Below are 13044 nucleotides of genomic sequence, written 5' to 3' on the forward strand. Positions count from 1 at the left end.
AGGACCACGCAGGCCAGGCAGGTCGGCGGAGCAGCCGTTGACCAGTTCGGCCACGAGGTGGCGCAGGGCGGCAAGAGAGCCATCTGCGGCCTGGTAGAGCTGGACCGCGACGCCGGTGTCGGGGGGGCGGGAAGGCCGTGCGGCAGTGAGCGACTCTGTCGGGGATCTTGGGGTTCTCGGGACGAGGCTGTTGGCTCTTGGAACACTTCGGACGGTCCTGCGCAGTTCCGCCGCAGTTCCGTCTTTCTGAGATGATCAGTGTCTGTTCGTCCCCGGTCCGGTGCGGTAGTTCCGGAGCTGACTGCCCAGATGGCCCGGGCCAGCAACCCTCGCGGCACCACGGCGATGTGGGCGCGTGACCGCCTCGATGGGCTCTGGGACGACAGGGACTTCGCTTCCTGGTACCCGCGCGATGGCCGCCCAGGACTCTCGCCGGCCCAGCTGGCCATGCAACTGGTACCGGATCTCGTAGCACCTCGCGAAGCTTTGCCTTGCTGCGATCTTGCGTTCAGCCTCTGACATCCCACGATCGAGAATGATGAGTAGAAGCTCGCTGCGCACCTGGGACAGCACCCCGAGGTATGCGCCGTACAGCTCTCGTTTGCTTTGCCTCCACTCCGCCACGGCTTCGCGCCGATCCTTGCGGACTTCAACTAGCAGAGCGGATCCGGTAGCGATCGCGGCACCAAGGAGAGTGGCCAGGAGCGGTGTCCAATCCATGTTGGCAAGGTAGGAGAGCCGCAGCCCACGTGGACAGAGTGCGTGCGGCTCCACGCCGGCGGGTCGACCGCAATGCAAACACAGCTTTAGGAGAGAGGGCGGAGGATCACGCTGCTCACCTGGGCCCTCGGTACCCGGTGATGTGACTGGCAACTGGACCGTAGAGACCCCTCGTTGACCGTGGCTGACCCCTGTATCTGGCACGGTTGTGGCACGAATCTCAGCCGATGACAGTCAGCCGCGACGGCGGGTGCGTCGCCCGATCAGGCGCGCGTATGCCTCGCTGCACCCCCACCCGCCTCGCCACGCTACTTGCCTGTGCTGGTCGGCCGCGCGGAGGGCCGGCCCCTGTCGGGGATGCCCGTACTGCTACGCGAAATAGCAGTCCAACAGGACCCGTCGCCGCATGCGCTCGGCGAGACTGTCTGGGTGATCGAAGTCGCATGGGCTGCTCTGGGCAGGGTCCTTGAAGTGGTCGCATTCCTGGTCAGCTTGTTTCTAGTGCTCGCAGTGGCGGGCGTGACCATATGGGGGTATCGGAGATGGTCGACCCACGTGACGTGTTGCGGGTCCGGTGGTTCCTGCAACGGGTGCTTGCCCTGGCCGAACTCGTCGGATGGGCTTTGCTCGCCGCGGGCGTGTGGGTGTACCGACACACCCTGGGTCGTGTAGTGAGCGCCTATATCCGGTGGAGCAGGCGCAGGGTTGCGGAGCATCTGGCGTGGGCGAGAATGCCTTTTGGCCGTGATGCTCACAGGCTGTTTCCTGTCGGCCCACAGGTGCGCGCTGCGTTGCGCTCGTGGCATCAGGTAGGGCCGCTGGCTGCGGTCGCGTACTTCGTCAAGGCGTTCATCCTGTTGCAGACCCTGCTTAATCTGGGGCGCATCGTCAATGCCGTCACCAGGTGGTCGTCTCGTGTGTGGGCGGAGAGCGAAAGAGCTCCCGTTGTGTGGTGGGCGCCCGGCGGCGGCCTGTGGGGTCAGGCCCGGCAGGTTGAATGGACCGGCGAGCAACCAGGCATCGATGTGACGGTAGTGACGACTTTCCGGGCGTTCGGTGAGTCGATCTGGAGGAAGGCCACCCAATATCTTCCAGCACTCGGTGCCCCGGAAGGCCGCCCCGCCGAGGCGGCTACTGCGGTGTTCGGACTCGTTCTGACTGTCGCGCTTCTCCTTGCGCTACGAGCCGTGCTGGGACTTCTCGGCCGACGCGGGCCGACCAGGGCAGACAGCAAGCACGGTCCAGGCTTTGCCGCCCCTCATCCTCGCGGATGGTGGCTGCGGTCGCTGCTGAGCCTGCGTCCGGGGGCGGCCAAGCGCACCCGGCCTGTCGTGGTCCTGATCGACTGTGTTGGCCGCGTGGGGGCGGCGCGGCACTACTACCAGACCATCACGCAGCCTCATAGCGCTATCTATGCTGCGCGCGTGGACCTCTCCAGGGTTGAGCGGGTGGTGTGGTCGGCTTGGAAGGTTCGGCACCGCCAGGTGCCCGGTCCGCGTCGGCGCGAGTATCGGAAGCATGCGGCCGACGTAGTAGGGGCGATCCGACGGCTAGAGGCACGACAGGACATCGACGCAGACACAGGCCAGGTTTTCGAGGAAATGGCGCGCTTGCTGGTGATGATCACTGAACGGTACGCACAGGGCCGCACACTCGCCCTGCTCGATCCCAAAGATTTGAAGGACGCAGAGCCCGCCGTCAATCGGGAATGGGTACGGCTGATCATCCTTGGTGTTGTGATGACCGGTGCCGCCATTGCAGCGGGCCTGTCGGAGCTCTCGGCCGCCGGATCTACTCAAATCGTTGCCGTGGTCGGCGCCGTCGCCTGGGTGCTTTTGTACGGTGATCGGCTCGCCCCGGGCGATGTACTCGATGTGATGCGTGGCCAAAGCCGCAAGTGACCTTATGAGACCGACGCGGACCTAACGAGCTCGTGCATGGTTGGCGGTGGCGCGTCGAGACCGTGATCGTTGATCATGGTTGGCGTGGTGGGGAACCGGGCACGTGCAGCAATCATTGGTAGCCAACGAATCACAGGGCTCAAGCCTGAGGTGATCGCTGAACTCGTCGCGGAGATCGGCCCGTTGTGGCACGAGCGACACCAGGCGGTACTCACCGCACGTCCTCGACGCAGGGCAGTGGGCGCCGGCGCCAAGCACAAGCTGGTCTTCGTCGACCGGCTCTTGGCCACGCTCGTGCATCTGCGGCACGGCGCCACACACGACCTGCTGGCCTGCTGGTTCGGTGTCGACCGCTCCACCATCACGCGTGCGATCAGGGAAGTGCGACCGTTGCTCGCTGAGCGAGGCTGCACCGTCGCGCCCGGCCAACGGCTGCGCACCCTCGCCGAGGTCATCGACTACCTCGGCGCTGACGGGCACATTGGGATCATCGACGGAACCGAGGTCCGAGTGCGCCGTCCAGCGGCCGGACGCAAGGACCGGGAGAAGTACATCTCGGGGAAGAACAAGCAGAACGCCGTGAAGTCGATGGTGCTCACGGATGCCGACGGGCGCTTGATGTTCTGCAGCCCGGCTGAGCCGGCCAGCGTCGCGGACATCACGCACGCCAGGAAGTTGGGCCTGGTCAAGCTGCTGGCCGACGGGCCTGCCCTGGAGATCCTGGCCGATGCCGGATATCAGGGACTGGGCGCCCAGACCAGCGGGCGCGTGGTGACGCCACCCCATCGCAAGTTCAAGAAGAACCCGCCCGAGTGGTACGAGGAGATGCACGAACGGCAGCGCAAAGCGCACTCCTCACGACGCATCCGTGTCGAACACGGCATCGGGCATATGAAGAACTGGCGGTCCCTCGCCCGGCACCACGGCCGCCGCGAGCACATGAGCGACATCATCCAAGCCGTCGCCGGACTGCTCTCCCACCAACAGACCGCCACGATGTCCAGCTGTATGCGAACGTGAACGCAAAGGCCGATCCGTGGCCCTCGACTCGCCATCGCCAACCATGCACGAGCTCGTTAGGGACACATCAACAACCTTGCAGGGCCGGCCGCTGAGGACCACCCAGCTGCCCCTACGCACTTCGCGTGCTTGCACCGTCTCCGGAACGTCGACCGCTAGGTTGGGGTCCCAGTCCGTGTCACTCATGAATCCTCCTGTGAAAGGGCCTTACTTCACACATTCACGCACGGTACTTGATTACCAGGAAGCTTTTTCGGCTCACGCGGGCCGGAGCCTCGCAGACGAGCCCGGCGGCACGGACGGCGCCCCCAGCACTTCGGCCGTCTGCGCCTCACTGAGATCCGCGCAGCACTGTGCTGGCGGTGGAGCCGGCCACGCCCGGCGCCCCGGCCCGACAGCGACGCGGTGTACCGGGCAGGAACGCAGGGCACCGCTCACCGGCACATAGAGGAAGTCGATCCCTCCCACGTATGCCACCTCCACGTCGAGATCCCCGACGCGTACGTGAGCGGCTCGGTGGAGGGGCGACGGTGCGGTTGCATACGCCGTCGGAGCCACAACCAGAAGCACCTGCCTCACGCCCCGAGTGCACCGCAGGGCTGTCTCTCTTCCGCCCCTACAGCACTTGCGGGGATCACCCCGCCCCATGCCAGCACCATGAAGAACACGAGTGTTGGCCACATGATCGCCCGGGCAGGTCCTAGGCCTGGCTGCTGACCGCAGACGGCTCGATCACCAATGGGGAGATCCCCGTACCGCCATGCGGCACCCTCCTGGCCCGTGTCTTCGTGGTCGCGCTACGCAGGTACCGCTGGAACAGCATCATCATGGCCGTGGACATGTTGACCGCGACGAGTGGCTGAGGGGTCCGCCGGCAGCCTCCTGATCGATCGAGGAGGACCCTTCTCAGTCGTCGATCGGTGTGGTCCAAGGGCCGTAGTGGGGTGCGGCAGCAGCCGGTCAACAGTCACCAACGACAACCGACATCGCCTCCCCTACCGACTGCAGCGCTTCTCCTGCACGGCATTTCGGGCAACATTCTCGACGAAACGCCGAATTGCTCTGCGACGCTCCTCGACTTCCGACGGATAGTGGGTGTCATTGTCGCCGAACTCAAATCGCAGTACGAGATGCTGCTTCTTGTTTACTTCACATTCAGCCGTGACCATGGCCGCGCTGTCGGCGATGGCCCCCCTTCCCTCTACCGGGAGGTGATGCAAGGGCTGGACGTGCTCCCGCCGGACGCCTTCGAGGACTCTCACGGGGTCGAACCGCTGGTTCGTGGAACTTTTGCCGAAAGTCACTGCACTGTATCCATCCACGTCCACAGTGCATCCCGTGTCGGTCGTCGGCAGGGCATGGCCGTCTTCGGTCAGTTTCTTCCCTTCGGGCGGCAGCAGGGGACTGAGGGAACTCGGTTCGACAGGGGTTCCACAGACCGCTTTCGGAACGGCGAAGCCGCGCCCGCCGTCGGAGCAGCCGGCCGCCGCCATCAGGGCGAACGCGAGAGTCACTACCAGTGTGCTGCGCCATGGCGGGTTCTCCCACACGACAGGACTACTCTGCCCCGAGGATGCGCTCCGCGTTCTTCTCGCCGTCGTTCGCCTTTTCATCGAATCTGTACTCCAGGCTTTCCTCTGAGCCCCACTCGTCGTCATTCTGCGCAAAGTCACTGTTTCCGTTCACTTCGTACCACAGATGTCCGAGTTCTTTGATCTGATTCGCGCGAGCGAAACTGACGTCCTTGTTCTTCAGTGCCCCGTCCTCGGCAATCTGAGCTTGCTCGTCCTCGGTCCACGCTTTGGAGATACCGAACGCGGCATTGGCTATGTGCCCACCGACCGGGGCGAGAGGTGGGATGGTGGAGAGTTCGGCAACCGTGAAATATCCGAAGTAGCCTTTCCAGCCGGCGGCCTTCTGATCGGCCGCGGTCGAGTCGGCAATGGCCTGTTGGCGGGCCTGCACCTCGAAGCCGAGCGTCCGCCCCACGTGATCCGCACTCAGCGAGGGGTGATCCTTCTCGGTCAGGATGTCGTTGACCATGGACTGGTTCATCGCCTGGTTGAGTGCGGCGTATCCCTCCGGCGTCCGGGAGATCTGCTTGCTGATCTCCATCAGCTTCTGCTGATCCAACGGAGTGTCCCTGCTGCCGGCGACGGCGCTCATCGTGTCGTAGGTCTCGTCACCGTGGTTGCCGAGAAGCATGGCCATGCTCTCGCGCACCTCGGGCAGCATGTCGTCCTTCTCGGCCGCGAGGCGGTCGAAGATGTTGTGGAATGCAGTGTTCTGGCCTTGGAGGTGCTCGGTGTACGTGGCGTTCGGATCGTCGGGGTTCAGTCCGCTGCCGCCCGCGTAGAGCGCGTCTCCCAGCGCCTCGGCCGCGCGGCTCTTGCCGTCCTCCAGATAAGGGTCTTCGGGCGGGTATTCCCGGTCCCTGAGGTAGTACTCGGCCGTGTCCGGGTCCTTGAACAGATCCGTCGCGAAGTCAGGGTTGTGGCTGGCGGCCTTGAGGAGGCCGGCCATCGGGTCCGAGCCGCGGCCCAGACCGGAGGGATCGAGGTCGGTGCCCTGCCAGCCGACCATGGACCACGCCTGGCCCTCGCCCCCGATCTTCTTGTCGAACGCGCGAAGTTTCTCCTCGTAGTCGTGCAGGAAGTCCTTGTCGAACTTTCCCTTCCCCATGAGGCTGCTCATGACCTGGAACCCGACCGGGTCGTGCATCGCGTGCATGTCCGGGTAGGCGATCGGTCTGCCGCCCAGTCCGATGAGATCGTGCTTCCACTTGGCCATCTCCGGGCTCTTGACCCGGGATGCGGTCGCGAGCGTCATGCCCAGGTTGTCCCGCAGCCGGACCATCTCTCTGCCGTACTCGCTCTTGGTCATGATCTCGGGGCCGTCGCCGGACATCATGCGCCAGAACTCCAGAGTCCCCTTCGGTCCCAGCTTTGTCGCCAGTCTTTCGGCGAAGACCGGGTTACTGTGCTGGAGTTCGGCCAGGTCATTGAACGAGTCAAGTTTCGTCTGATCGATCCTGTCGCCGTTCGCCGCCTGCCTGGACAGCTCCTTGGCCAGGTCGGCCGCTTTGTCGGCATCAGCTCGGCCGACGACCTTCCGGATGTCGTCATAGCTGCCGTAGTCGGCTCCGGAGAAGTCATGCGCGTCCTGCACCAGCAGGCGCAGCCCGTCGGCCAGGGCATGCTGGCTCGACGCCGCTGCCTTCAGTATCTTCTCGATGCGGGTTTCGGCGGCCCGGACCTTCTTGTCCGACAGTTTCTGCTTGGCCTCGTCGGCGTAACACATGGAGTCGGTGACCGTTCCGTCACTCGTCACGATCAGACCGTCGCTCTGAATGTCCTCGACGGCTCGACGCAGATCCGACTGGTGCTTGTGCATCCGCTGGCGAGTGAGATCCATCGCCTTGTGAATGCTCTTGGCCTCGTTCGCCGCGTCGTGGAACTCCCGGGCCACCTCGACGACGAACGGTTTGCTGACGTCTGCATTGGCGCCTGTCCAGTCGGCCGCCGCGGCCTTGCTCTCCAGCCTCACAACATCGGCACCTTCGCCTCTGCCGGTGGCGATGTCGTGGAATTCCTTCTTGATCCCCTTCCATTTGGTGATAGCCGCATCCAGTTTGTCGAACTTCAACTCGCTCAGGTCTCGGTATGAAACCACTTCCACAGCCACAGATCGATACCTCTCAGACCCCTTCGTGTCGTAGTCGTTGTGGAAATAATCCGTGATTCTGGACGCCCTGTTCATGCTGAGGACGATGTCCTCCTCGTCTCTGGCGTGGGCTTTACGCGTGAAGTCCAGGTGGTTGGAGATCAGACCGAAGCCGTTCTTCAGGGTGCTGACCTGCGTGCTCCAGCTTTCATTCACCTTCAGCAGAGCGTTGGCCGGATCGCTCAGGCCGCCCTCGTTGAGGAGGTAGATCGCAGCCCGGCGCGTCTCACCACGCGCGTCATCCGCCTTGTTCTTGACACGGCCGTGCAATTGGAAGGCGATGTTGCCGATCCCGGCCGCCTTGTGAGTCTCCCACTCGTGTTCGAATTTCGTGAATATCTCTCGTTGCATCCAGAATGTCGATGTCCGCGTGACTCAGTGCGCCGCTCCACGAGGCACGAAGGCGTTTCCCCTGCGGCCATACCCTGACAGCTGTCCGTACTGACTGCCCTCCACGCCTTACAGGACGCATCGTTGCAGCGGGATGGTTTCCCCGATGGCGCACCCGTCCGGCAGACGGTGCCGGACGGGCAAGTCACCGCACGGCAACGCGCGCGGGACCGTCTCCCTGAAGGCCTGCGCCGCAGGACGCCCGCGCCTACGGCGATGTCCTCGCGATGCCGCGTGAGTAGTGCTCCTTGAACACCTCCAGGTGCGCCCAGGTGGTCAGGCCATGTACCTCGTCGAGGGCCTTCAGCTGCTCGGTGATGTGGTGCAGGCGGGTCGTCGAGTCGGCGCCGAGGGTGATCACCAGGTCGAAGCGGCCCACGGTGCGGGCGACGAACTCCACGCCGGGGAGCGCGGCGAGGAAGGCGGTCACGTGCTCGTCGTCGCCTCCGAGGTTCAACCCGGCGCCGAGTGCGGGTCTGCCGCTGCCGGTGCCCCGGCGCACCACGGCGGCCACGTGCAGGGCACGGCTGGTGACGAGCCGGCTGACCCGGGCGCGGGCGGCGCTCGGCGACATGCCGACCCGGGCTGCCAGTTCGACGAACGGCATGCGGCCGTCGCGTTCCAGCAGTTCGATGAGCCGCAGGTCGGTTTCGTCGACGTGCACGTCGCTGCGGAGCGGCCCCTGGGGCATGAAGACCGAGGTGACGACGTCGGTGTAGAGGAGGGTGTTGACCGCTCGGACGCGGGGCTGTGCGCGGAGGTGGGCGAGCGCGTCGTACAGTTCGCGGTCGCTGGTCACACGCAGCTCCGCGACGAGATCGTAGGCACCGCTGACCGCGGAGACGAAGACGGACGCGTCCGTGGCGCACAGTGCGCCGACCACCTCGTCGGCCGGACCCGACACGGCGACGGAGACGTGGGCGAGCGTGGTGAGCCCGAGCAGCTGGGGATGTGCCACGGCGACGATCTCCACGGCTCCGGAGCCGAGCAGGGCCTGCACCCGGGCCGAGACCGCCGTGCGCGGCGCTCCCACCCGGGCGGCCAGCTCGCTGTAGCTCGCCCTGCCGTCCTGCTGGAGTGCGGCGATGAGCTGTGCGTCCAGACCGTCGCTCATGAGTGTCCGAGACCCAATCTTTACAGAGTGATTCCGTACTTCCGTGGAGACAAGTTTACGGCTCGTGCGATCCCAGGAAACCGATCAGCCGAAAATCAGCGCCGTCGAGCGACAGAAACGCTGACAAGACTGCGGTCGACAGCGCACCTGGTATTGCTGCCGAGGGTGGGCGGACCTACGGTGCCGGTCACCGGAACGCCCCCGACCCCCGTACGAGGAATCACATGCGCGCACTGCGCCACCAGGAGACATCGGTCCTGGACGCGACCGTCACCCTTTTCACCAGCGCCGCCCTGCGCACCGTCGACCCCGGTACCGAAGGGGCCGAGGCATTCCTCGTGCACGGGAACCGGTTCGCCGCCGTCGGCACCGTCGAGGAGTGCCGGGCCGAAGCCGCACGGATCGGCCGGCCGGCCGAGGAGGTGGATCTCGGCGGCTCCGTCGTGGTCCCCGGCTTCGTCGATCCGCACGCCCATCCCCTGATGTACGGCCAGATGATGAGCTGGGTGGACTGCGGGCCGGACCGGGCGGCCGACATCCCGGGCCTCATCGCGCTGCTGCGCACGGCGGCCGAATCCCTGCCGCCCGGCCGGCCGGTGCGCGGCTACGGCTACGAGCACCGCAACCTCGCCGAGCGCCGCCACCCCACCAAGGAGGAGCTGGACCGGGTCAGCACCGACCGCGAGGTGTACCTGATGAACGCCAGCGGCCACGGCGGGGTTGTCAACAGTCGCACCCTGGCCCGGCACGGCGTCACCCGGGACACACCGGACCCGGAGGGCGGCACCTTCTTCCGGGACGCGGGCGGGGAGCTGACCGGGGAGATCTCCGATGCCGCCTGCAACATCCTCACCGGTGTCGGCGGCGTCAAGGTCGGCCGGCACGGGCCGAACTTCCACCTGGAGGACGAGCCCGAGGAGCATCTGCGGCAGTTGCGCGCCGCGCAGGAGCGCTTCCTCGCGGGCGGCGTGACGACGGTCGGGGACTGCCAGGTGACCCGCCGCGAATTCGACACCTATCTTCGACTGGCCGACGGCGGAGAACTGCGCACCCGCGTGGGCATGTACCTGCTGAGCCATCTGCTGGATCACGTGCTCGAAACCGGATTGCACGGCGCCTTCGGCAACGCCCGGCTCTCCTTCGCGGGAATCAAGTTCTACGCGGACGGCACTCTGGGCGGCTGGACGGCCTACTTCCCCGACGGCTACGTCGGGGACCCCTGCCGCACCGGGCAGCTGTACCACGAACCGCGGGCGTACCGGGAACTCATCGGCAGGGCGCACGCCGTGGGGCTCCAGACGGCCACCCACGCACAGTCGCCCGACGCGATAGAGATGGTGCTCGACGCCGTCGAGGCCGCACAGGAGCGTCACCCCCGGACGGACGCACGGCACCGGATCGAGCACTGCGGGCTGCCCACCGCGGAACAGATCACGCGCATGCGCCGGTTGGGCATCCACCCGGTCAACCAGACCCAGCACTACTACAACTGGGGCGAAGGCGTCACCGAGGCGATCGGCACCCCCGGCGAGCGGTTCAACCCGCTCGGCGAGTTCCAGGCGGCCGGGGTGCCCGTGACACTCAGCTCGGACGCGCCCGTGGCCGAGCCGAAGCCGCTGGAGGCGATCCAGGCGGCGGTCACCCGCGTCACCCGGCGCGGGCACCGGCTGGGCGACGGCTCCCTGCGGATCCCGGCAGCCGACGCACTCGCCGCGCACACGCTCGGCGGCGCCCGCACCCTGGGCCGCGAACACGAACTCGGCAGCATCACCCCCGGCAAGCTGGCCGACTTCACCGTTCTGGACGCCGATCCGCTGGTCGTCGCCCCCGGTTCCATCGCCGCGATCGATGTCCTCCAGACATGGGTCGACGGCGCACTCCAGCACTCCACCACCGCCACATCGACCGAGGGGCAGCCGTGACGGAACACGCTCAAACCCGCAGAGCACGCAAGGCGGGCGTCGCCGCGTTCGTCGGCACCACCATCGAGTGGTACGACTTCTACGTCTACGCCACCGCCGCGTCCCTCGTCTTCGGCAAGATCTTCTTTCCCGAGGGGACGGACCGGCTCACCGGCATCGCCGCCGCCTTCGCCACGTACGCGGTCGGATTCTTCGCACGGCCGCTCGGCGGTGTCGTCTTCGGCCACATCGGCGACCGGTTCGGCAGGCGCAGCGCGCTGGTGATCACCCTGACCATGATGGGCGCCGCGACATTCCTCGTCGGACTGCTGCCCACCTATGCCGGCATCGGGGTGTTCGCCCCGCTCCTGCTCGTCCTCCTCCGCTTCGTGCAGGGCATCGCGGTCGGCGGCGAGTGGGGCGGCGCCGTCCTGATGGCCGTCGAGCACGCACCGGAGGGGAAGAAGACCTTCTACGGAGGCTTCGCACAACTCGGCAATCCGGCCGGAGCCCTGCTGTCCACCGGCCTGTTCAGCCTGCTGTCCACGTTCGGTGACGACGCCCTCGAGGAGTGGGCGTGGCGGGTGCCGTTCCTGCTGTCGGCGGTGCTCATCGTCATCGGCATCCTCATCCGCCTGAAGATCGAGGAGTCGCCGGTCTTCGAAGCCGAGCCGGAGCCCGCCGGGGGCCTGCCGCTGACATACGCCCTCAGGACGAACTGGAAGCCCATCCTGCTGGGCATCGGCACGCTCCCCATCGCGGTGGGCGGCTACTACCTGGTGACCACCTTCATCACCGCGTACGCCACCGATCCCTCGGTGGGACTCTCGAAGACGGTGGTGCTGAACGCGCTGAGCGTCGCGGCTGTCGTCGAGCTGATCGCGACGCTGGGAGTCGCATGGCTGGGCGACAAGGTCGGGCGGGTCCGCGTGGTCATCTGGGGGCTGGCGGCGGTGGCCGTGCTGGCCGCACCGCAGTTCCTGGTGGTCTCCTGGGACTCGACGGTGCTGATCTTCCTGGTCTTCGCCGCGATGCGGCTGGTCATGGCGGCGACATACGGCCCGGTGGCCGCGGTCCTGGCCCAGATGTTCGGGCCTCAGGCGCGCTACACCAGCATCTCGGTGACCTATCAGGTGGCCGGCGCGCTGTTCGGCGGCCTCTCACCGGTGGTGTCGACGCTGATGTTCCAGGCGACCGGCAGCATCGTCCCGGTCATCGTGCTGCTCGTCGCCATGTGCGCGCTGAGCATCGCGTGTCTGCTGAGGGCACCGCAGCACACCGACGACCCCGCGCCCGCGCGGAGCCCGGGGCCCGCTGCGTCGGCCGGCACCGGGGCAGGTCCCGGGTGACGGGGAAGTCCGACCGCTGACTCCGTGGCCGTACCGGAGAGCCAGGGACGCGGACCGGGCCGCCTGCTCGGGTGAGTCCGCCGCGTCCCCGGCCCTTCGGCACGCCGCGCATTCACGGCTTGCGGGCGACTCCGCCGTAGGCGGCGATCCGCGGCCGCTCCCCGATCTCGTTGGACTGCGGCCGCCACTCGGTGATGCGGACGAAGCCCGGAGCGACGAACTCGAACCCGTCGAAGGCGGCGCGGATCTGATCCTGGGTGCGCGGATTGTAAGGAGCCCCGCCGGTCTTCGCGTACTCCTCGCAGAGGGTCACATACGCCTGGCTGTCGACGGAGCCGTCCCACAGGACCAGGTGACTGCCGGCGGGCACCGCCTCCATGACGGTGCGCACCACCCGCAGCATGTCCTCGTGGGTGTCGGCATGGCCGAGCACGCCCATGAACATGACGGTGATCGGCTGGGTGAAGTTCAGCACGTTCCGGGCGTCGGCGACGATCTGCTCCGGGTCGTGGAAGTCGGAGTTGATGTAACTCGTGACGCCCTCGTCGGAGGTGTTGGTCAGCAACGCACGGGCGTGGGCGAGTACCAGTGGATCGTTGTCGACGTAGACGACCTTGGACTCCTGTGCCGCGCCCTGTGCGACCTCGTGCGTGTTCTGCATGGTGGGCAGTCCGGTACCGATGTCGAGGAACTGGCGGCTGCCGGCCTCGCGGGCCAGGTGGCGCACGGCACGGATGAGGAACTGGCGGGACTGGACGGCCATGGTGGAGATGTCCGGGTCGATCTCCAGACACGCCTCTCCGACGGTGCGGTCGACCTGGTAGTTGTCCTTGCCGCCCATCCAGTAGTTCCAGATCCGGGCCGAATGCGGGATGTCGCTGCGGATCGCCGGTTCCTGCGTGTTCGGCATGGGCGTTCAGCTCCTC

8 protein-coding genes and 1 pseudogene are annotated in these 13044 nt (G+C 66.5%); 4 read left to right on the forward strand and 5 right to left on the reverse strand.

What is annotated here, in order from left to right; translation table 11 throughout:
• The first annotated feature begins 1262 nt into the window (after positions 1 to 1262).
• Both A949_RS0126795 and A949_RS0126800 read left to right on the forward strand, forming a co-directional pair.
• On the forward strand, positions 1263 to 2621 hold the full coding sequence (locus A949_RS0126795; RefSeq protein WP_019359134.1) for a hypothetical protein: 1359 nt from the start codon (positions 1263 to 1265) through the stop codon (positions 2619 to 2621).
• Positions 2622 to 2771: 150 nt separating this feature from the next.
• Entirely contained in the window at positions 2772 to 3641 is an 870-nt protein-coding gene (locus tag A949_RS0126800) for a transposase (RefSeq protein ID WP_237735913.1), read from the forward strand.
• A gap of 69 nt (positions 3642 to 3710) precedes the next feature.
• Here the strand turns inward: A949_RS0126800 and A949_RS39795 are convergent.
• From A949_RS39795 to A949_RS0126820, 4 genes and pseudogenes are all read right to left on the reverse strand, one after another.
• Positions 3711 to 3827: pseudogene (locus A949_RS39795) on the reverse strand (hypothetical protein); the annotation flags it as partial.
• An 809-nt stretch (positions 3828 to 4636) separates the two neighbouring features.
• Positions 4637 to 5155, reverse strand: coding sequence for a hypothetical protein (locus A949_RS38290; RefSeq protein ID WP_158687640.1), 519 nt, complete (start codon positions 5153 to 5155; stop codon positions 4637 to 4639).
• A gap of 43 nt (positions 5156 to 5198) precedes the next feature.
• Positions 5199 to 7715, reverse strand: a complete 2517-nt coding sequence (locus A949_RS34700) for a hypothetical protein (RefSeq protein WP_158687641.1) — start codon at positions 7713 to 7715, stop codon at positions 5199 to 5201.
• Between the two features lie 247 nt (positions 7716 to 7962).
• Positions 7963 to 8868 carry an Lrp/AsnC family transcriptional regulator gene (locus A949_RS0126820; protein ID WP_019359139.1) on the reverse strand — a complete coding sequence of 302 codons (906 nt, stop codon included), beginning with the start codon at positions 8866 to 8868 and terminating at the stop codon, positions 7963 to 7965.
• 224 nt (positions 8869 to 9092) lie between these two features.
• Between A949_RS0126820 and A949_RS0126825 the strand changes: the two genes are divergently transcribed.
• Together A949_RS0126825 and A949_RS34705 are read left to right on the forward strand one after the other, a co-directional pair.
• Entirely contained in the window at positions 9093 to 10790 is a 1698-nt protein-coding gene (locus tag A949_RS0126825; protein WP_019359140.1) for an amidohydrolase, read from the forward strand.
• The gene (locus A949_RS34705) at positions 10787 to 12118 is read left to right on the forward strand and encodes an MFS transporter (RefSeq protein ID WP_019359141.1); all 1332 of its coding nucleotides are present in this window, start codon (positions 10787 to 10789) and stop codon (positions 12116 to 12118) included. Before A949_RS0126825 ends, A949_RS34705 begins: the two co-directional genes overlap by 4 nt.
• A 112-nt stretch (positions 12119 to 12230) precedes the next feature.
• Here A949_RS34705 and A949_RS0126835 read toward each other — a convergent pair whose 3' ends face one another.
• Positions 12231 to 13028 (reverse strand): SAM-dependent methyltransferase, encoded by a 798-nt coding sequence (locus A949_RS0126835; RefSeq protein WP_019359142.1) that lies wholly within the window; start codon positions 13026 to 13028, stop codon positions 12231 to 12233.
• Positions 13029 to 13044: the final 16 nt, after the last annotated feature.

This window comes from Streptomyces sp. AA1529 (assembly GCF_000280905.1).
In the GTDB taxonomy this organism is placed as follows: Bacteria; Actinomycetota; Actinomycetes; order Streptomycetales; family Streptomycetaceae; genus Streptomyces.